17 protein-coding genes are annotated in these 18,995 nt (G+C 68.8%); 4 read left to right on the plus strand and 13 right to left on the minus strand.

Annotation, left to right across the window (positions count from 1 at the left end; genetic code table 11):
- Nucleotides 1-8: 8 nt before the first annotated feature.
- From clpB to SI859A1_RS15760, 6 genes are all read right to left on the minus strand, one after another.
- Nucleotides 9-2,633 carry an ATP-dependent chaperone ClpB gene (clpB, locus tag SI859A1_RS15735; RefSeq protein ID WP_009210694.1) on the minus strand — a complete coding sequence of 875 codons (2,625 nt, stop codon included), beginning with the start codon at nucleotides 2,631-2,633 and terminating at the stop codon, nucleotides 9-11.
- A 274-nt stretch (nucleotides 2,634-2,907) separates the two neighbouring features.
- Entirely contained in the window at nucleotides 2,908-3,912 is a 1,005-nt protein-coding gene (locus SI859A1_RS15740; RefSeq protein WP_050767561.1) for a DUF4167 domain-containing protein, read from the minus strand.
- A gap of 356 nt (nucleotides 3,913-4,268) precedes the next feature.
- Nucleotides 4,269-5,165: a peptide chain release factor N(5)-glutamine methyltransferase gene (prmC, locus tag SI859A1_RS15745; protein WP_009210696.1), complete on the minus strand. Its 897-nt coding sequence runs from the start codon at nucleotides 5,163-5,165 to the stop codon at nucleotides 4,269-4,271.
- A complete protein-coding gene (gene prfA / locus SI859A1_RS15750) occupies nucleotides 5,158-6,237 on the minus strand; it encodes a peptide chain release factor 1 (protein ID WP_009210697.1) in 1,080 nt (359 codons plus the stop codon). Before prfA ends, prmC begins: the two co-directional genes overlap by 8 nt.
- An 86-nt stretch (nucleotides 6,238-6,323) precedes the next feature.
- On the minus strand, nucleotides 6,324-8,567 hold the full coding sequence (ptsP, locus tag SI859A1_RS15755) for a phosphoenolpyruvate--protein phosphotransferase (protein ID WP_040325903.1): 2,244 nt from the start codon (nucleotides 8,565-8,567) through the stop codon (nucleotides 6,324-6,326).
- 215 nt (nucleotides 8,568-8,782) lie between these two features.
- Entirely contained in the window at nucleotides 8,783-10,036 is a 1,254-nt protein-coding gene (locus SI859A1_RS15760) for an aspartate kinase (protein WP_009210699.1), read from the minus strand.
- A gap of 254 nt (nucleotides 10,037-10,290) precedes the next feature.
- Between SI859A1_RS15760 and ubiG the strand changes: the two genes are divergently transcribed.
- Nucleotides 10,291-11,040, plus strand: coding sequence for a bifunctional 2-polyprenyl-6-hydroxyphenol methylase/3-demethylubiquinol 3-O-methyltransferase UbiG (gene ubiG / locus SI859A1_RS15765; RefSeq protein WP_009210700.1), 750 nt, complete (start codon nucleotides 10,291-10,293; stop codon nucleotides 11,038-11,040).
- 144 nt (nucleotides 11,041-11,184) lie between these two features.
- Entirely contained in the window at nucleotides 11,185-11,535 is a 351-nt protein-coding gene (locus tag SI859A1_RS20465) for a hypothetical protein (RefSeq protein ID WP_009210701.1), read from the plus strand.
- Nucleotides 11,536-11,568: 33 nt separating this feature from the next.
- Here SI859A1_RS20465 and SI859A1_RS15775 read toward each other — a convergent pair whose 3' ends face one another.
- The 4 genes from SI859A1_RS15775 to SI859A1_RS15790 all read right to left on the minus strand — a co-directional run bounded on the left by SI859A1_RS15775 (nucleotide 11,569) and on the right by SI859A1_RS15790 (nucleotide 14,029).
- Nucleotides 11,569-12,045 carry a DUF1178 family protein gene (locus tag SI859A1_RS15775; RefSeq protein WP_009210702.1) on the minus strand — a complete coding sequence of 159 codons (477 nt, stop codon included), beginning with the start codon at nucleotides 12,043-12,045 and terminating at the stop codon, nucleotides 11,569-11,571.
- A complete protein-coding gene (locus SI859A1_RS15780) occupies nucleotides 12,042-12,920 on the minus strand; it encodes a carbon-nitrogen hydrolase family protein (protein WP_009210703.1) in 879 nt (292 codons plus the stop codon). Before SI859A1_RS15780 ends, SI859A1_RS15775 begins: the two co-directional genes overlap by 4 nt.
- 61 nt (nucleotides 12,921-12,981) lie before the next feature.
- Entirely contained in the window at nucleotides 12,982-13,239 is a 258-nt protein-coding gene (gene grxC / locus SI859A1_RS15785; RefSeq protein WP_024349899.1) for a glutaredoxin 3, read from the minus strand.
- A gap of 40 nt (nucleotides 13,240-13,279) precedes the next feature.
- The gene (locus tag SI859A1_RS15790) at nucleotides 13,280-14,029 is read right to left on the minus strand and encodes a ComF family protein (RefSeq protein ID WP_009210704.1); all 750 of its coding nucleotides are present in this window, start codon (nucleotides 14,027-14,029) and stop codon (nucleotides 13,280-13,282) included.
- 162 nt (nucleotides 14,030-14,191) lie between these two features.
- Between SI859A1_RS15790 and SI859A1_RS15795 the strand changes: the two genes are divergently transcribed.
- Nucleotides 14,192-15,088 carry a methyltransferase domain-containing protein gene (locus SI859A1_RS15795; protein ID WP_009210705.1) on the plus strand — a complete coding sequence of 299 codons (897 nt, stop codon included), beginning with the start codon at nucleotides 14,192-14,194 and terminating at the stop codon, nucleotides 15,086-15,088.
- Between the two features lie 50 nt (nucleotides 15,089-15,138).
- On the opposite strand, the gene SI859A1_RS15800 is transcribed toward SI859A1_RS15795, so the two are convergent.
- A complete protein-coding gene (locus SI859A1_RS15800; RefSeq protein ID WP_009210706.1) occupies nucleotides 15,139-16,695 on the minus strand; it encodes a winged helix-turn-helix domain-containing tetratricopeptide repeat protein in 1,557 nt (518 codons plus the stop codon).
- Nucleotides 16,696-16,861: 166 nt separating this feature from the next.
- Between SI859A1_RS15800 and SI859A1_RS15805 the strand changes: the two genes are divergently transcribed.
- Complete coding sequence (locus SI859A1_RS15805; protein ID WP_040325904.1) at nucleotides 16,862-17,095, plus strand: tautomerase family protein; 234 nt, start codon at nucleotides 16,862-16,864, stop codon at nucleotides 17,093-17,095.
- Nucleotides 17,096-17,249: 154 nt separating this feature from the next.
- Here the strand turns inward: SI859A1_RS15805 and SI859A1_RS15810 are convergent, their stop codons facing one another.
- Both SI859A1_RS15810 and SI859A1_RS15815 read right to left on the minus strand, forming a co-directional pair.
- Nucleotides 17,250-18,005: a pseudouridine synthase gene (locus tag SI859A1_RS15810; protein ID WP_009210708.1), complete on the minus strand. Its 756-nt coding sequence runs from the start codon at nucleotides 18,003-18,005 to the stop codon at nucleotides 17,250-17,252.
- Nucleotides 18,002-18,928: a class I SAM-dependent methyltransferase gene (locus tag SI859A1_RS15815; RefSeq protein ID WP_009210709.1), complete on the minus strand. Its 927-nt coding sequence runs from the start codon at nucleotides 18,926-18,928 to the stop codon at nucleotides 18,002-18,004. Before SI859A1_RS15815 ends, SI859A1_RS15810 begins: the two co-directional genes overlap by 4 nt.
- Nucleotides 18,929-18,995: the final 67 nt, after the last annotated feature.

An 18,995-nucleotide genomic window follows, 5' to 3' on the forward strand; every position in this document is an offset into this window, starting at 1 on the left:
AGCGCCGGTCAGGCCGCGACCCGGTCTCCCGGCGCGCCGGCCTTCGAGCCGACCACGTGGAAGATCAGATGGTCGCCGCCCCCGGCGATCTTGATCACGCTCTCGTCGCGGACCTCGCCGAGCAGGATCTTCTCGGCCAGCGGGTCCTGCACCTCGCGCTGGATCACCCGCTTCAGCGGCCGTGCGCCATAGGCCGGATCGTAGCCCCGCTCGGCCAGCCATTCGCGACCGGTCTCGTCGAGTTCGACCCGGATCTTGCGATCCGCCAGAAGCTGGTCGAGCCGCTTCATCTGGATGTCGACGATCGCGCCCATCTCGGAGCGATGCAGCCGGTGGAAGAGGATGGTCTCGTCCACACGGTTGAGGAATTCCGGCCGGAAGGCCCGCTTGACCACCTCCATCACCTGGTCACGCGCCGCCTCGGCATCCTCGTCGTCGCGCAGGGCGGTCAGGAACTCGGCCCCCAGATTGGAGGTCATGATGATGATCGTGTTGCGGAAGTCGACCGTGCGCCCCTGCCCGTCCGTCAGCCGCCCGTCGTCGAGCACCTGCAGGAGCACGTTGAAGACGTCGGGATGTGCCTTCTCGATCTCGTCGAACAGCACCACCTGATAGGGCCGCCGCCGGACCGCCTCGGTCAGGCTGCCGCCCTCCTCGTAGCCGACATAGCCCGGAGGCGCGCCGATCAGCCGCGACACCGAATGCTTCTCCATGAACTCCGACATGTCGAGCCGCACCATCGCGGTCTCGTCGTCGAACAGGAAGGCGGCCAGCGACTTGGTCAGCTCGGTCTTGCCGACGCCCGTGGGGCCGAGGAAGATGAACGAGCCGATCGGCCGGTTCGGGTCCTGCAGGCCGGCCCGCGCCCGGCGCACCGCCTTCGACACCGCCTGCACCGCTTCGCCCTGGCCGACGACCCGCGTCTGCAGCGCGTCTTCCATGCGCAGCAGCTTGTCGCGCTCGCCCTCGAGCATCCGGTCGACCGGAATGCCCGACCAGCGCGAGACGACATGGGCGATGTGGTCGGCGGTGACGGTCTCCTCGACCATCGAGCCGGCGGTACCGGCCCCATCCTGCGCCTCGGCCTCCTTGAGCTGCGCCTCCAGCTGCGGGATCTCGCCATAGGCGAGCTCGCCGGCCCGCTGGAACTCGCCCTTGCGCTGGGCGACGGCCAGTTCGTTGCGGACCTCGTCGAGGCGCTTCTTCAGGTCGGCGGCAAGCCCGAGCTTCGACTTCTCGGCCTGCCAGGTCGTGGTGATCCGGTCGGATTCCTCCTCCAGATTGGCCAGTTCGCCTTCCAGCCGCTCGAGCCGGTCCTTCGACGCGTCGTCACTCTCGCGGCGCAGCGCCTCGCGCTCGATCTTCAGCTGCATGATGCGGCGGTCGATCTCGTCCAGCGCCTCGGGCTTGGAATCGACCTGCATGCGCAGCCGCGCCGCGCCCTCGTCGACCAGGTCGATCGCCTTGTCGGGCAGGAAGCGGTCGGTGATGTAGCGGTTCGACAGCTGCGCCGCCGCCACCAGGGCGCTGTCGGAAATGCGCACCTGATGGTGCTGCTCGTATTTCTCCTTCAGGCCGCGCAGGATCGAGATCGTGTCCTCGACGGTCGGCTCGGAGACAAACACCGGCTGGAAGCGCCGGGCCAACGCCGGATCCTTCTCGACATGCTTGCGATACTCGTCGAGCGTCGTCGCGCCGACGCAGTGCAGCTCGCCGCGCGCCAGCGCCGGCTTCAGGAGGTTGGAGGCGTCCATCGCCCCGTCGCCCTTGCCCGCGCCGACCAGCGTGTGCATCTCGTCGATGAACAGGATGATGTTGCCGGCCGCGGCCGTCACCTCGGACAGGACCGCCTTCAGCCGCTCCTCGAACTCGCCGCGATATTTCGCGCCGGCGATGAGCGAACCCATGTCGAGGGCCATCAGCTGCTTGTCGCGCAGGCTTTCCGGCACGTCGCCATTGACGATGCGCAGCGCCAGGCCTTCGGCGATGGCAGTCTTGCCGACGCCGGGCTCGCCGATCAGCACGGGGTTGTTCTTGGTGCGCCGGGACAGGACCTGAATGGTACGGCGGATCTCGTCGTCACGGCCGATCACCGGGTCGAGCTTGCCTTCGCGCGCCGCCGCCGTCAGGTCGCGGGCGTATTTCTTCAGTGCGTCGTAGCCGCTCTCCGCCGACGCGCTGTCGGCGGTGCGGCCCTTGCGCAGCGTTTCGATGGCCGCGTTCAGGCCGTTCGGCGTAACCCCGGCATTGGCGAGGATGGTCGCGGTCTTGGTGGCCTTCTCGATGGTCATGGCCAGAAGCAGGCGCTCGACGCTGACATAGCTGTCGCCGGCCTTCTTGGCGATCTCCTCGGCGGTGGCGAAGATCTTCGCCAGCGGCTGGGCGAGATACATCTGCGAGCCGCCGCCCGACACTTTCGGCATGGCGTCGAGGGCCGCCTCGACGGCGATCCGAACCTCCTGCGGGCGTCCGCCGGCCTTCTCGATAAGGCCGGCCGCCATGCCTTCCTCGTCGTCGATCAGGACCTTCAGCAGGTGCTCGGGCGTGAATTGCTGGTGATCGCGCGAGACCGCCTGGGTCTGCGCGGCCTGGATGAAGCCGCGAACGCGCTCTGTGTATTTCTCGATATTCATGGATCGCTTCTCCTATCGGCGAACCACCCCGCAGGCGTCGTCCGCACGTTCCTGGAGTCCGGCCCCCGTTCCGGCAGGCCGCCCGCTGAATATATGGGTGAGGCGCAACTCACCCGGAAGGGCCAGACGCACGACTGTTGCAAAAATGTTTCGCCCACCGCCATGCGCCAGATCAAGGCGCCGGCCCGCCGCTCCGGCAGGCGCCCACGAAAAAGGGCGCCGCGTAGCTCGCAGCGCCCTTTGTCTCGGTCTCGCATCGGTTGCCCGACGATCGTCAGCCGTTGGAGGCCAGCAGGAAGTCCGGCAGGCCGTCGTTGTCGCCGCCCGCCTTGGTCTCGCCGTCGGCGCCGTCTTCCGGCTTCTTCTTGCGCGGCCGTCCGGGACGGCGCTTCACCGGTGCGGCATCCGCTTCGGGCGCATCGGCCGGAGCCGCCGCCGTGACGGGACGCTCGCCGGCATCGGCAGCCTGCGCCGGTGCGGCGGGTGCTGCGGTCTCGTTCGTCACGCCATCCTCGTCGCGCGGGCGACGGGTGCGGGCGCGGCGACGCGGCCGTTCGTTCTGCTCGTCGGAGGATGCGGTCTCGGTGCGACGGCCGTCGGCATCGCTGCCATTGCCCTCGGCACGTGCCGGACGCTCGCGGCGCTCGTCGCCCTGCGACGACCCGCGGTCCGCCTCGTCGGCGACCATCGGCTGCGGGCCGGTGCCGTTCGGCTCGGACCGGTCACGCCGATCGCGATTGCCGCGATTGTCGTCCTGCTGACGATTGTCGCGGTTGCCGCGGTTGTTGTCGTCGCGGTTGCGGTTGCGATTGCCGTCGCGGTCGCGATTTCCATCACGGTCGCGGTTGCCATCACGGTCGCGATTGCCGTCGCGATCCCGGTTGTTGTCGCGGTCGCGGCTGCGGTTGCCGTCGCGGTTGTCGCGATTGCCCCGGTTGCGCTCGCCGTCCGCGTCGTTGTCGCGGTCGTCCCGGTCGTCGCGATAGCTGGAATTGTCCTGCTGATCGTCGTCGTCGTCGTCGCTGGAATCGTCGCGGTTGTCGCGGTCGTCACGCGGCTGGAACTGCGCCTGCGCCGCCGCCACGATGCGATTGTAGTGCTCGGCGTGCTGCAGATAGTTCTCGGCCATGACACGGTCGCCGGCTCCCGAGGCGTCACGCGCCAGGGTCGAGTATTTCTCGGCGATATGCTGGGCGGTGCCCCTGATCTTCACGTCCGGGCCATTCGACTCGTAGCCACGCGAAAGCGGGTTCGGGCCCTTGCGACCGCGTCCGCGCATACGGTTTTTCTGCTGCTGTCCTGGCCTCATGAACTTCCTGTCTTTTTGGATGCACCGGTCGTGCCGGTATGGCTGTTGCCCAAAGACGCGGATCACGCGTCTGCTCGAGGTGCAGCCTGCCGCAGCAATGCCGCCAACTAGAGGTTTTGTCGGTTGTGGCTGGCGATACCCTCGCGCCGGCTTGTACGGACGACCTACCGGTCACCACGAGCATTCCTCGGGTCGCCTGGCGGCGCTGCCTGAGGGATGTCCCCCTCGGATGTTCCGTATTCGTCAGACCCTAGAGGGGAAACCGCACTGCCACAAGTGTTTTTTGTCTGCATACCCTGCGATTGCGGCGCCGGCTGAAAACTTGGTTACACCGAACCCGCGCCGCCGATCGCCAGCCGCAGGGTCAGGACCCGGATCACGCCGCCGAGGTCCCGGGTCTCCGCATCGAGGATGAAACCTTCGGCTGCGAAGATCGCCGCCACGTCGCGCTCCTGGCCGACGCCGATCTCGACGATCACCAGTCCCTGCGGCCGCACGACCCGGCGGGCGCCGGTCGCCAGCGCGCGATAGGCGTCGAGCCCGTCCGCGCCGCCATCGAGGGCGAGCAGCGGGTCGTGGTCACGCACCTCGCGCGACAGGGCTGCGATATCGTCGTGCGGAATATATGGGGGATTCGACACCACGAGTTCAAGCGGTCCCCCGATCGCGTCCAGATAGTTCGCCCGCACGGCCAGCATCCGGTCGGCGACGCCGGCCACGATCGCATTGCGCCGCGCGGTCCGAAGCGCGCCATCCGAAATGTCGAGCGCGACGGCTTCGGCCTCGGCGAACAGCGCCAGCAGCGAGACCGCGATGGCGCCGGTGCCGGTGCCCACGTCGGCGAAGACGCAGCGGCCCTTGCGCGCGACGATCGCCGCCATCGCCTCGCGGGCCTCCTCCACCAGCACCTCGGTGTCGGGCCGCGGCTCCAGCGTTTCGGGCGACAGCACGAAGTCATGCTCGTAGAAGGCCCGCCGGCCGATGATGCGATGCACCGGCTCGCCGGCCGCACGCCGCGCCAGGACTGCGTCGAAGCGGGCCGCGTCCGCCGCCGACACCACCGCGCCCGACGCCGAATGCACCTCGCCGGGGCGCCGGTCGCAGATCTCGGCCAGCAACAGCCGCGCGTCGAGATCGGGCGTGTCGCAGCCGGCGGCGCGCAGCCGCGCCTGCCCAGCGCGCAGGCAGTCGCCGAGCGTCGGCCCGCCCGGTTCGTCAGGCATCGACGCCGACGGCGGCCAGCAGATGCGCCTGATGGTCGGCGATCAGCGCGTCGACCAGTTCGTCCATCTCGCCCTCGATCACCCGGTCGAGCTTGTAGAGCGTCAGGTTGATCCGGTGGTCGGTGACGCGCCCCTGCGGGAAGTTATAGGTGCGGATGCGCTCCGAACGGTCGCCGGAGCCGACCTGGCTCTTGCGGGCAGCCGAGCGTTCGTCGTCGGCGCGCTGGCGTTCCATGTCGAACAGCCGCGCCTTCAGCACCTGCATGGCGCGGGCGCGGTTCTGGTGCTGGGACTTTTCCGACGACGTCACGACAATGCCGGTGGGCAGATGGGTGATGCGCACCGCCGAATCGGTGGTGTTGACGTGCTGGCCGCCGGCGCCGGAGGCGCGCATCGTGTCGATGCGGATGTCCTCGGTCTTCACCTCGACGTCGATGTCCTCGGCTTCCGGCAGCACCGCGACGGTGGCCGCCGAGGTGTGGATGCGGCCGCCCGATTCGGTCTCAGGCACGCGCTGCACCCGGTGGACGCCGGATTCGAACTTCAGCCGCGAGAACACGCCGACGCCGCGGATCGCGGCGATCACTTCGCGGTAGCCGCCGACCTCGCCTTCGCTGGCCGAGATGATCTCGACCTTCCAGCGGTTCATCTCGGCATAGCGCTGATACATGCGGAAGAGATCGCCGGCGAAGAGGCCGGCCTCCGAGCCGCCGGTGCCGGCGCGGATTTCCAGGATCGCGCCCTTCTCGTCGGCGGCGTCCTTGGGCAGCAGCAGGATGCGGATCTCGGCGGTCAGCGTCTCCAGCTGTTCCTTCAGCTCGTCGATCTCGATTTCCGCCAGTTCGCGCATGTCGCGCCCGGCCGCCGGCTCGTCGAGGATCGCGCGAGCCTCGGCCAGTTCCTGCTCGGCCTTCTGATAGGTGCGAATGGCCGCGACCACTTCCTCCAGCCCGGAATATTCGGCGGCCAGCTTGGTATAGACCTCGTGCTCCGGCCCCTTCGACATCTCGTGCTCGAGCAGCGCGAAGCGATTGAGGATTTCGTCGAGGCTGGATTTCGGCAGGGTCGCCATGGGGTCCTGAACAGATGCGGGGAAGAGGATGCGGCCCTCGTATCGACGAGGCCGCGACGGTGATCCGGGTCGGCGGGCCGGATCAGCTAATACGGAATGCCCTGCGCCTTGGCGAAGTCGACCAGTGCCCGCCGCGGCGCGTCCGACGGGTGGCTGCCGTCGAGATAGGCGGTCACCAGCTCGGTCACCCGGCCGACATTCATCTCGACGATCGCCGCCTTCACCGGCCCGATCGAGGGCGGTGCCATGGATATGGACCGGAAGCCGAGGCCGATCAACGCCATCGCCGACAGCGGCCGGCCGGCCATCTCGCCACACAAGGTCACCGGCACCGAATGGCGGATGCCGGCATCGACGATCAGCTTCAGCGCCCGCAGGAAGGCCGGCGACAGATCGTCGAAGCGGTCGGCGACGCGGGCATTGCCGCGATCGACGGCGTTGAAGAACTGGAACAGGTCGTTGGACCCCACTGACACGAAGTCGAGGAGCTGCATCACCTCGTCGAGCTGGAACAGGATGCCCGGCACCTCGATCATCGCGCCGATCTTCAGCCGCTCGGGCATGACATGGCCGAAGCGGGTGAGGTGCTTGTATTCGCGGCTGATCAGGTCGCGCGCCAGATGCAGCTCCGACACGTCGGTCACCATCGGGAACATGACCCGCAATTCCCGGCCGGCCGCCGCCTTGAGCAGCGCCCGCAGCTGGGTCCGCATCAGGCCCGGCCGGTCGAGCGCCAGGCGCAGCGCCCGGTAGCCCAGCGCCGGATTGTCCTCGGGGAACTGGTTCAGATAGGGCAGCACCTTGTCGCCGCCGACATCGAGGGTGCGGAAGGTGACGGGCCGGCCGCCGGCCGCGTCCAGCACCGCCGAATACAGCCGCTCCTGGTCGCTGGCCCGCGGCATGGTGGAGGCGACCATGAACTGCAGCTCGGTGCGGAACAGGCCGATGCCCTCGGCGCCGGCCTCGTCGAGCTGCGGCAGGTCGACCAGGAGGCCGGCATTCATCTGCAGGTCGATCTTGACCCCGTCGCAGCTGACCGACGCCATGTCGCGCAGCGACCGGTAGCGCTCCTGGCGCTTCTCGCGGAACTTGGCCTTGTCGGAGAACAAAGCTTCCAGATCGGCCTGCGGGCGCAGATGCACGCCGCCATCCTCGCCGTCGACGATGACCGAATCGCCGCTCTCCGACATGGAGACCGCGCCCTTGACCTGGCCGACGACGGGAATGCCGAGGGCCCGCGCGACGATGACGACGTGGCTCGTCGCCGCGCCCTCTTCCAGGACGAGGCCGCGGATTTGCTCGCGGCGATAGTCGAGCAGCTCCGCCGCGCCCATGGAGCGGGCGACGATGATCGCGTCGTCGGGCGTTGCCTGCCCGTCATGGCCGATGAGCTGGCGCAGCAGCCGGTTGGCGAGATCGTCGAAATCGTGCAGCCGCTCGCGGATATACGGATCGGTCATGTGCATCATGCGCGCCCGCATGTCGCTCTGGACCTTCTCCACCGCCGCTTCCGCCGTCAGGCCGTTGCGCACCGCCTCTTCCAGCCGCCGCACCCAGCCGCGGTCGTGGGCGAACATGCGATAGGCTTCCAGCACCGCCCGGTGCTCGCCCTCGCCGGCCACTTCGCGGCGCGACAGCATGTCCTCGATCGACAGCCGCAGGACGCCCAGCGCCTTGGTCAGGCGCTCGACCTCGATCTCCATGTCCTCGTTGAAGAGGTTGGTCACGACGACGCGCGGCTCGTGCAGGATCACCCGGCCAAGGCCGATGCCGTCGGACAGCGGCACGCCGGTAAACGACACCGAGCGGGACAGGTCGAGGGCGACGCCGGGCCGCGACAGGCCTTCCAGGCTGCCGGCGGCGATCATCTCGGCGACCACCATGGCGACGGTTTCCAGCGCCTCGGATTCCTCGTCGCGATAGACCCGCGCCGCCTTGTTCTGGACGACCAGCACGCCGAGCGTGCGGCCGGCGCGCAGGATCGGCACGCCGAGGAAGGAGTGATAGATCTCCTCGCCGGTCTCCGGAAGATAGGTGAAGGCGGGGTGCTTCTGGGCTTCGGGCAGGTTCAGCGGCCGCGCCGTCGCGGCGATCGTGCCGACGAGGCCCTCGCCGAGCTTCAGCTGGGCGAGATGGACCGAACCGGGGTTCAGACCCTCGGTGGCGTAGAGTTCCAGAATGCCGTCGGCGCGCAGGACGTAGAGCGAGCAGACCTCGGCCACCATGTTCTGGGCGATCAGGCGGGAAATCTGGTCGAGACGCGACTGCGGGTCGAGAGGCTCGACCATGAGCTCCCGGATGCGGCGCATGAGAACGCGCGGCCCTGACATGTCGCTTCTGTTCAACGCGATGTCCCGTTCCAGGTGGCCGACGCCCGCCCGGATGATTCCGGTCGGCCGCGCGATCCCCTTCCCCGTATCAGATCACATAAAGCTGCCCCGACAGAACCCAATCGGAAGGCAGCAATAGGTTTTCCCCTTCGCGGCCCGGTTGCGCGCCCGTCACGCCGGCACGCAAGGCCGGGCAGTCCGGCGACCCTTTAGGTCTATGCCTTGTCGAGACCGTAGACCGAATGCAGCGCCCGCACGGCCAGTTCGGTGTAGTCGCCGTCGATCAGGATCGAGATCTTGATCTCCGACGTGGTGATGGCGCGGATGTTGACGCCGCGATCGGCCAGCGCCTTGAAGGCGGTGGCGGCAACGCCGGTGTGGCTGCGCATGCCGACGCCGATGACCGAGACCTTGGTCAGGCCCTGCTCGCTCTGAATGGCGTCGTAGCGCATCTCCGTCTTGGCCTTCTCGAGGACGGCGGTCGCCTTGTCGAGATCGCCGGCCGGGACCGTGAAGGTCATGTCCGTCGAGGTGCCGGCCTCGGAGATGTTCTGGACGATCATGTCGACATTGACGCCGGCTTGGGCGAGCGGCCCGAAGATGGCCGCGGCGACGCCCGGCTGGTCCTCGACCCGGCGCAGCGAGATCTGCGCCTCGTCCTTGGCGTAGGCGATGCCTGTGACGACCTGCTGTTCCACGATTTCATCCTCGTCGCAAATGAGGGTCCCCGGCGGGTTGTCGAAGTCGCCCATGCCGGGCGCGTCCGGGTCCTCGAAAGAAGAACGCACGAAGGTCCGCACCTTGTGGACCATGGCCAGTTCCACCGAGCGCACCTGCAGCACCTTGGCGCCGAGCGAGGCCATCTCCAGCATTTCCTCGAAGGAGATGCGGCTCAGGCGCCGGGCCTTCGGCTCGATGCGCGGGTCGGTGGTGTAGACGCCGTCGACGTCGGTGTAGATGTCGCAGCGATCGGCCTTGATCGCCGCGGCCACCGCAACGGCCGAGGTGTCCGAACCGCCGCGCCCGAGCGTGGCGATGCGGTTGTCGGGCGCGATGCCCTGGAAGCCGGCGAGCACCGCCACCTGGCCCTCGGCGAAGCGCCGGACGATCTCCGACGAATCGATCTCCTGGATGCGGGCGGCGCCATGGGCGCCATCGGTGCGGATCGGCACCTGCCAGCCCTGCCAGGAGCGCGCGTTGACGCCCATCGCCTGCAGCGTGATCGCCAGGATGCCGGCCGTCACCTGCTCGCCGGACGCCACCACGGCGTCGTATTCGCGCGCATCGTGGATCGGCGAGGCCTCGCGGCACCAGCTGACGAGTTCGTTGGTCTTGCCCGACATCGCCGAGACGACCACGGCCACGTCGTGGCCCGCGTCGACCTCGCGTTTCACATGACGCGCGACGTTGCGGATGCGGTTGACGTCGGCGACGGAAGTGCCGCCGAATTTGAGGACGAGTCGGGCCATGGGATCGGCATTCGGTGGTTCGACGAGATGTCTGGTGAACTGACCCCGAACGGTCCGGCGTCGCGAAACGGCCGGACATGTCCGAAGGACCCAGCACGCGGCGGGCGGGGGTTCCCTAGCCGATGCGACCTCAAACCGCAATGTCGCCGCGCCTTGCGGACACCATCTCGCATCGCCTCCGCCGCGCCGTCACGCTTGACTTTGGCCGGTCGGAGCGAACATGCCGAACCACCACGACAGGCAACGAGGACGAGATGAGCGCACCCGACGGAACGACGATCGACGCGGCCGAGGTCGAGCGATTCTCGCGCCTGGCCCAGGAATGGTGGAACCCGGTCGGCAAGTTCAAGCCGCTGCACAAGTTCAACCCGGTGCGGCTGGAATATATCCGCGAACAGCTGGCGATGAATTTCGACCTGGACCTGTTCGCCGACAAGCCCTTCGACGGCCTGTCGGTGCTCGACATCGGCTGCGGCGGCGGGCTGATCTGCGAACCGATGGCCAGGCTCGGGGCAACGGTCGTCGGCGCCGATGCCTCGGAGACGAACATCGAGGTCGCCAGGCTGCACGCCGCCGAGAGCGGGCTTGCCATCGACTACCGCGCCACCACCGCCGAGGCGATCGCCGCAGGCGGCGAGACCTTCGACGTGGTGCTGGCGCTAGAGATCGTCGAGCACGTCTCCGACGTCGACCTCTTCCTGACCTCCTGCGCGGCGATGGTGAAGCCGGGCGGGCTGCTCTTTGTCGCCACCATCAACCGCACCTTCAAGGCGCTGACCTTCGCCATCATCGGCGCAGAATACGTGCTCGGCTGGCTGCCCAAGGGCACCCATCAATACGAGCGGCTGGTGCGGCCGAAGGAGATCGGCGATCCGGTCGAGGCGGCGGGGCTGTCGATGATCGACGAGGTCGGCGTCGTCTATCACCCGCTCGCCGACGCCTGGAAGCGGTCGCGCGACACCGATGTCAACTACATGGTCCTCGCCCGCCGCCCCTCGGCCTGAGGAGCGCGGAGCCGGCCTCACGGATCCGTGTTCAAGCTGGAGACAAGGCTCGAATGCGATGCTCGTCCTGCGGGCGTCGTGAGCGCACCGAGGCATGCATCATGGAGCTGAGAACCAGCACGTGTAGAGACCCAAGAGGACGTCATGGTATCGCCGAGATCAGACAGCATTCCCAATGAGGCCAACTGTCCTGTCCATCTGGAGATCCTGGCCCTCCTGCTGCGCTCCGACGACGCGACGAAGCAGGCGCTGATCCGCGAGATCCCGGGGCCGACCCGCGCCCGCCTTGCCTTCTTCTGCTACAACCGCGTGCATCTGCGCGGCCTCGCCTTCCAGATCACCGCGCTGTGCGAACTGGCCGACCTGCGGACCATCGCCGGCGCCAAGGGCGACCTGCTCTACAGCCAGGCCACCGAGCAGGGCCTGTTCGAGGATGGCGAAGGCGGCCCGCGGCGGCACAAGGGCGTGACCCTGGCGCGGACCGCACGCGGCTGAGGCCGACAGGCGGTCTTCAGTTCCTGTCTTCGGTCAGTTCTTGTCTTCGGGCAGCGGCGGCAGCGGCAGCGCCGCGATCCCTTCCTCACCGAGGCTCTTGACCTCCTGCGGCGACGCCTCGCCGTAGATCTGGCGCTTCTCGCTCTCGCCGTAATGGATGCGGCGCGCTTCCTCGGCGAATTTCGGCCCGACATAATCCGACTTGGCGCGCAGCTCCCGCGCGATCGCCTGCAGCTTGGCATAGACCGCCGCCGCATCGCCGCCGGCATAGCGGGCCTCGGCCGGCGCCGCCGGGCCCTCGGCCACGGCCGGCGCCCGATCGCCCACCGTGCCCTGACGCCCGGATTTGGCGACCGCCGGCTTCATCAGCGCCTTGGACACATCCGTCGATCCGCAGACCGGGCAGGACACCAGCCCGCCCGCCGCCTGGCGCTCGAAATCCTCGCCGGAGCGGAACCAGCCGTCGAAGGCATGAGAGGCGGGCTGACAGCGCAGCGCGAAACTGATCACTCGGCCGCCTCGCGGGCACCGGTCACCGCCACCTCGGCATCGCCGACGGTGAAGTTGCGGGCATTCTTCAGATTCGGAACCTTGCCGCGCGCGGCGGCGACGGCCGCCGTGTCGATATCGGCGAAGGCGACGCCCGGTTCGTTGCCTTCTACCTCGGCGATCACCGCGCCCCAGGGATCGACGATCAGCGAATGGCCGTAGGTCTCGCGCCCGTCCTCATGGCGGCCGCCCTGCGCGGCGGCGATGACGAAGGCCCCGTTCTCGATGGCGCGGGCGCGCAGCAGCACATGCCAGTGGGCCTCGCCGGTCTGGCGGGTGAAGGCGGCGGGCGCGGTCAGGATCTCGGCACCCGCAAGAGCCTCCTCGCGGAAGAGATGCGGAAAGCGCATGTCGTAGCAGATGGCGAAGCCGAGCCGCGCGGTCCCGTCGGTGAAGGCGAGATCGGCCAGCACCGCCGCGCCGCCGGGGCGATAGGTGCGCGATTCCCGCCAGCTCTCGCCATTGTCGAGATCGACGTCGAACATGTGGATCTTGTCGTAGCGCGCGACGCGCTGGCCGTCCGGCGCAAACAGCAGCGCCCGGTTGGCGACGCGCCCGTCTTCCAGCGCCACCGCGATCGATCCCAGATGCAGGTGAATGCCGTGACGCCGCGCAAGCTCGCTGGCCGTGGCCACGAGGAGATCGTCGTCTTCCGTCCGCAGCCGGTCCATCAGCGCCCCGCGGTCGCGCTGCAGCATGCCGGTCATCTCCGGCGATTGGACGTAGTGCGCGCCGCCCGCCACCGCCTCGCCCACCAGCGCGTCCAGCGCCGCGGCGTTGTCGGCCGGCTCGCGGCCGGAGCGCATCTGCAGGACCGCGGCGCGGAAGGTCGTCATGGCATTCCCTTCACAAGGCTCGCCCTTCAAAAGGCCGGCCCTTCAAGAGGCTGGCGACCCGTCAGGCGGCCAGCAGCGGATCCAGCTTGCCGGCGCGCTCCAGCGCGTAGAGTTCGTCACAGCCGCCGACATGGGTGTCGCCGATGAAGATCTGCGGGAAGGTGGCGGCGCCGTTGCCGCGCTCGCGCATTTCCTGGCGCAGCTGCGGCGAGGACGAGGCGTCCTTCTCCTCGTAGGCCACGTTCTTCTGGTCGAGAAGCTGCTTGGCGCGCGAACAGAAACCGCAGAGCTGTCGGGTGTAGATCGTCACATTCGGCATGGAGTGTCATTCCCAGCTGGTTGAGGACCAGCATATGGCTTCACTCGGTGCCGGTCGCAACCCTTGCGAAGGTGAGCACGTCGACGTCGCGGGCCCCGGCCCGCTTCAGCGCCCGGGTGGCGCTCGCGACGGTGGCGCCGGTCGTATAGACGTCGTCGACCAGCAGCACCCGCTTCCCGTCCAGCTCGTCGCGGCGGGTCTCCACCACCTGGAAGGCGCCGCGGACATTGGCGCGGCGCTGGGCGGGGCCGAGCCCGACCTGGCTGCGCGTCGCCTTCACCCGCTTCAGCGACAGCGGCGAGAAGGACAGCCTGGCGCCGCGCGCCACCAGCCGGGCGATCTCCGCCGACTGGTTGAACCGCCGCCGCCACAGCCGGCCCGGATGCAGCGGCACCGGCACCACGACCTCCGCATCGGCGATCAGCTCGGCGCCGGCGCGGGTCATCCAGCCGGCCATCAACGGCACCAGGTCGGTGCGGTCGGCATATTTCAGCGAGCTGACGAGGCGCGCCGCCAGATCCTCGTAGAGCACCGCGGCGCGCAGCCGGGCGAAGGGCGGCGGCTCGGCGATGGCCTCGGCGGAGAGGAACCCCTTGCCCAGATCATAGGCGAAGGGTAGCCCGAGAACCTCGCAATAGGGACGTTCGATGAAACGCAGCTTCGGCCAGCAGGCGCAGCACACCGTGCCGGAACCGGTGACCGCCGCCTGGCAGCCGGGACAGACCGGCGGAAAGAGCAGCCGGCCGATGGAGCCGGTGATCGCCGCCGAACCGCGCCTGAATAAGCTCATCGTTCCGCCCGTCCCTGGTGCGCAGTGCCCGCAGGGCGGATCGGCTTCCTCCTCGTTACGCGAAGCCGGTCGCGCCTCCCTGTGCTTGACGATACTCCACCTGCGACAAGCTACAAGCGCCTGTCGCCACCTGCGACCAGATTGACCAGAGCCGAGAAGCCCATGCCCGACGCTCCCGACCACATCGTCTTCGACCGGGCGCTCCTCGACCGCCGCCGCGGGCGCTGGCACGCCGCCGCGACCTCCGACAGCCCGCGCTTCCTCCTGAAGGCCATCGCCGCCGAGCTCGCAGACCGGCTGTCGCTGGTCGACCGCCGGTTCGAGACCGCCGTCGATCTGGGCGGCCATACCGGCGAAATGGCAACATTGCTGGAGCAGGGCGGCCAGACCGGCCGCGTCCTGCGCATCGAGCGCCTGCCGTCCCTTCTCGGAGACAGCGCCATGGCCGTTGTCGGCGACGAGGAAATGCTGCCGCTGGCAGCCGACAGCGTCGACCTGATCGTCTCGACCCTGTCGCTGCACCTGACCAACGACACGCCCGGCGCCCTCGTGCAGCTGCGGCGCGCGCTGAAGCCCGACGGCCTCTTCCTCTGCGCGCTCTTGGGCGGCGGCACCCTCAACGAATTGCGCGCCTCGCTGTTTGCGGCCGAGGCGGAACTCCTCGGCGGCGTGTCGCCGCGCGTTGCGCCCTTCGCCGACGTGCGCGATGCCGGCGGCCTCCTGCAGCGGGCCGGCTTCGCCCTGCCGGTGACCGACCAGGACCGGCTGACGGTGCGCTACGATTCCCTGTTCGAACTGATGGCCGATCTGCGCGCCATGGGCATGGCCAATATGCTGGTCGAGCGCTCCCGCCGCCCCGCCTCGCGCCGGCTGTTCCTGCGCGCCGCCGAAATCTATGCCGAACGCTTCTCCGATCCGGACGGCCGCATCCGCGCAACTTTCGACATCATCTACCTCTCGGGCTGGCGCCCGCATGAAAGCCAGCAGAAGCCCCTCAAGCCCGGCAGCGCCAGGGCAAGCCTTGCGGACGCCCTGAAGGATCGCTCCGACAAGCTGTAAACTGCGACGGCGTCGCGGGCACCGAGGCAGCCCTCGGAGATGGCGTCCTTCTAGAAGCCGTGTTGCCGAAGGGCGTGGGCGATGCCACGCTTCAGCGATCCGTCCTTGTAGGGAAAGGCGGCGAAGAAATGCGCCCGCGAGAGGCCGCTGCGCCGGCTGCGGACGTCCCGCGCCCAGGCGGCCGCTTCCCGGCTGTCGCCGTTCAATTCGCGCGCCACCAGCGCGATCAGGGCGATCAGCACATGGGCGCCGGGCGCCCGCGCCGCCCGATCGGCCCAGACCGCTGCCTCGGCGGTCTCGCCGCGAGTGAGACAGATCAGCGCCCGCGTCCCGAGCATGGCATAACGGAACGGGTCCAGCGGGCTCAGCGTCAGCGCGCGATCGACATTGTCGCTGCCGTCGAGATTGCGTTCGGTGATCGTATCGGCCCATGCACGCGCATAGAAACCCTGCGCATAATTCGGGCTGAGCTCGGTCGACCGGTCGAGCCATGGCAGGCTGGCGTCGATGTCGCCCACCAGCCAGAATGCCCTGCCCAGGGCGAAATTCGCGAAGGGATCGACCGGGTCCAGCTCGACACTGCGCTCGGCGCATCGCCGGGCCTCGGCCTGGTCGTGCTCGCGGTCGCCATAGCGCAGGAACGCTCCCTGGAAATTGGCCGAAGACAGGCCTGCATGTCCCCGTGCGAAGCGCGGTTCCTTCTCGACCGCCAGCGCGAACAGGCTCGTCGCGGCCGCATTGTCCTGTCGGTTGAAGCGATAGAGATGCTTCAGCCCGAGATGGTAGGCCGCCCAGGCGTCGAGGTTCTCGGGGCCCGAAAGGGTCGCCAGACTGGCCTCGTTCAGCGGGATCCGGACCTCCAGGGCGGCGACGACACCCGCCACCACTCGTGCCCGCACGGCATGGACATCGTCGATCCGGGCGTCGATGTGATCGCCCCACAGGATGCTGCCGCTGCGCGTGTCGACCAGTTCGACGATGATCGTGATCGAGGAGCCGAAGATCTCGACGATCCCCGACAGGCAATAGCCGACATTCAGGAGACGGCCGATCTCGTCGACATCGACCTTGGGCCTCCGGAACCGGAAGGACGAGCCGCGGGCGATGACGTCGAGCCAGCGCAGCCTCGAGAGCGAGGCGATGAGATCATGCGCGACCGCCTCGCCGATGGCCCCATAGGCCCTCGGGGTGCCGATCGCGCGGAACGGCAGCACGGCGATCGACGGCCGGCCGGCGGGCAGGCCACGTGTCGCGCTGTCCACCGGGTCGGCGGCGGGCATGGCGGCTGGCGGCGCGACGACGATCGCGACCTCGCCGACGAAGCGGATGCCGCGCCCGTGCAGCGTGCGGATCAGGCGCTGCTGGCGGCCGTCGTCGCCCAGCGCCCGCCGGGCCGACTTGATCCGGCTGGACACCGCGGCGTCGGACACGGCCCGTCCGTCCCAGATCTTCTCGACGATCTCCTCCTTGGAGACCATGCGCTCGGAATTCTCGACGAGAAGCAGCAGCAAGGCAAAGACCTGCGGCTCCACCGCGACGCGCTGGCCGTCGCGCCGCAATTCGCCCTTCATGGGCTCGAGTTCGAACGGTTCGAAGACGTATCGCATCGACCTGCCTTGCGGGCAGCGTAACCCGGCAGGAAGCCTAGCACATCTCCACGAAATCTCCGGACGCTCTCCACGCGGCCTTCCAGCATCGGCGCGCGGGGCGCGCTAAGCCGTGTGGGTCGGCCCGATCCGAGTGCAGCCGACGCCCAAGCAATGGAGAACGGATATGCCGCTTGTCGATATTCAACTCATCAAGGGCGTCTTCACGCCGGAACAGAAGAAGGAGATGATCGAAACGGTCACCGAGGCCATGGTCAGGATCGAGGGCGAAGCGATGCGCGGCGTCACCTGGGTCCGGATCCAGGAGCTGGCCAGCGGCGAATGGGGCATCGGCGGCAAGGCGATCTCGGCCAACGACGTCTTGGCGATGCAGTCCGCGAGCGCGCTCGAACACGCCTGACGCAGGACGACGCCCAGCCGCGACAGGACAGCATCGCTGCCGGCGGTGCTGTCCTTACATGCCAGGGTCGAAGCGCGGAATCCGATCATACTGGCGATCCGGCCGGCTCCCGTGGCGGGCGCGGTTCCGGTCCGGCCGTGCCCGCGCGCAGCGATCAGCCGTCGCTTCGGCGTCCGCCGTCGAAGATCGCGGCCAGATCGGCATCGTCCAGCCGGCGGATCGCGCCGGGTGCGAGGTCGGCCGGAAGGCTCAGGCCGCCGACGGATTCGCGGTGCAGCGCCTCGACATGGTTGCCCGTCGCCGCGAACATCCGGCGCACCTGATGGTAGCGCCCCTCGTGAACCTCGAGCAGCGCTTCCTGGGGGCCGACGACCTCCAGCTCCGCCGGCGCCAGCGGCTTCTCCTCGCCCTCCAGCATCAACGTGCCCGCGGCGAAGAGCGCAGCCTCGTCGCCGGTCATCGACCGGGCCAGATGGACGCGATAGCGCTTGGCGACATGCCGCTTCGGCGAGATGATGCGATGCAGGAGCTTGCCGTCGTCGGTCATCAGCAAGAGGCCGGACGTCTCCTTGTCGAGCCGGCCGACCGTCGAGATGGCGGGGTCGCGCCGGCGCCAGCGCTGCGGCAGGAGATCGTAGACCAGCGGCCCCGCCTCCTTGTGCGAGCAGGTCACGCCGAGCGGCTTGTGCAGCATCAGCGCGAAGCCGGGCAAGGGATCGAGCGCCTCGCCGTCGACAACCAGCCGCGTCTCCAGGTCGGGCGTCAGCGCGATCCGCTTGTCGGCGTCGTGGAAGGCTGCGCCGTCGAGTTGGATGCGGCCGTTCCTGGCCAGCATCTGGATCTCGCGCCGCGAGGCGTAGCCCATATTGGCGAGCAGCCGGTCGAGCCGCGATGTCGGCGTCTTGGTCACTTGCGCGCCTCGAAGATCTTGTAGCCGGCCTCGTCGGCCAGCGGCTTCACGCTCCTGAAGGCCGTGCGCAGCACCTCCTCGTAGGGCATGTGCCGGTTGGCCACGAGATACAGCGTGCCGGACCGCCGCAGCATCCGCCCCGCTGCCGTAATGAAGGCCTGGCCGAGCCCGCGATCCTCGATCCCCTCGCTGTGGAAGGGCGGGTTCGAGACGATGAAGTGGAGATCGCTCAGCGCCGTTTCGCGGGCGTCGGCCCAGACGAAGCGCGCCCGCGGATCGGTGACGTTGACCTTCGACGCCTCGACGGCGCGGCGGTCGATCTCGACCAGCGTCAGCTCCTCGACCGCCGGGGAAGCCAGGACGGCCTGCGACAGGACGCCCAGCCCGGCGCCGAGATCGGCGCCGCGCCCGGCCAGCTTCGGCAGATGGCGCAGCAAGAGCGACGTTCCCGGATCGACCCGGTTCCACGAGAAGATCCCCGGCTGGGAGCGCAGCCCGATCTCCCCGACCGTGACAGGCGCGCCCGCCGCGATCGCGTCCTGAAGACCGTGCAGCGTCTCCGGCCGCACCAGCGAACAGACGCGCTGGCGCGACTTGTAATGCTCGGCGACGTCGCACCCGAAGGCTTCCAGCTCGCCGCGCAGGCGCTGACCGCCCTTGTCCTTGGCCGCCAGCACCGTCATCGCGCCACCGGGGGCCAGCGTGCGCAGGGCATGGGCCAGCACGAAGCGCCGCTCGATGGAGCCGGGGGGCGCGGCGATCACCAGTTCGGCGAAGGCCGCGTCGGGCTGGGCCTCCAGCGTCTCGGCGCCGGGCCGCAGCGGCGACAGTTGCACGGCGCCGGCCGGCACGTCCACGAGACCGGAAAGCGGCGCGCCATAGACGGCGCTGCGCAGCGAGGGGGAAGGATCAAGTTTCGTCACCGCCGTGCCATAGCAGCTTTGGCGCTCCGGCAAAAAGCGGTTTGGCGACAGATCGGCCCCGGGGCGA

The organism is Aurantimonas manganoxydans SI85-9A1 (assembly GCF_000153465.1).
GTDB classification, from domain to species: domain Bacteria; phylum Pseudomonadota; class Alphaproteobacteria; order Rhizobiales; family Rhizobiaceae; genus Aurantimonas; species Aurantimonas manganoxydans.

Bases quoted from the DNA above. Each gene is read 5' to 3' on its own strand.
- prmC (WP_009210696.1), bottom strand. From the start codon at position 5,165: ATGCCTGACGAACCGGGCGGGCCGACGCTCGGCGACTGCCTGCGCGCT.
- SI859A1_RS15805 (WP_040325904.1), top strand. From the start codon at position 16,862: ATGCCGCTTGTCGATATTCAACTCATCAAGGGCGTCTTCACGCCGGAA.
- SI859A1_RS15790 (WP_009210704.1), bottom strand. From the start codon at position 14,029: ATGAGCTTATTCAGGCGCGGTTCGGCGGCGATCACCGGCTCCATCGGC.
- ptsP (WP_040325903.1), bottom strand. From the start codon at position 8,567: ATGTCAGGGCCGCGCGTTCTCATGCGCCGCATCCGGGAGCTCATGGTC.
- ubiG (WP_009210700.1), top strand. From the start codon at position 10,291: ATGAGCGCACCCGACGGAACGACGATCGACGCGGCCGAGGTCGAGCGA.
- grxC (WP_024349899.1), bottom strand. From the start codon at position 13,239: ATGCCGAATGTGACGATCTACACCCGACAGCTCTGCGGTTTCTGTTCG.
- clpB (WP_009210694.1), bottom strand. From the start codon at position 2,633: ATGAATATCGAGAAATACACAGAGCGCGTTCGCGGCTTCATCCAGGCC.
- SI859A1_RS15760 (WP_009210699.1), bottom strand. From the start codon at position 10,036: ATGGCCCGACTCGTCCTCAAATTCGGCGGCACTTCCGTCGCCGACGTC.
- SI859A1_RS15795 (WP_009210705.1), top strand. From the start codon at position 14,192: ATGCCCGACGCTCCCGACCACATCGTCTTCGACCGGGCGCTCCTCGAC.
- prfA (WP_009210697.1), bottom strand. From the start codon at position 6,237: ATGGCGACCCTGCCGAAATCCAGCCTCGACGAAATCCTCAATCGCTTC.
- SI859A1_RS15780 (WP_009210703.1), bottom strand. From the start codon at position 12,920: ATGACGACCTTCCGCGCCGCGGTCCTGCAGATGCGCTCCGGCCGCGAG.
- SI859A1_RS15800 (WP_009210706.1), bottom strand. From the start codon at position 16,695: ATGCGATACGTCTTCGAACCGTTCGAACTCGAGCCCATGAAGGGCGAA.
- SI859A1_RS15740 (WP_050767561.1), bottom strand. From the start codon at position 3,912: ATGCGCGGACGCGGTCGCAAGGGCCCGAACCCGCTTTCGCGTGGCTAC.
- SI859A1_RS20465 (WP_009210701.1), top strand. From the start codon at position 11,185: ATGGTATCGCCGAGATCAGACAGCATTCCCAATGAGGCCAACTGTCCT.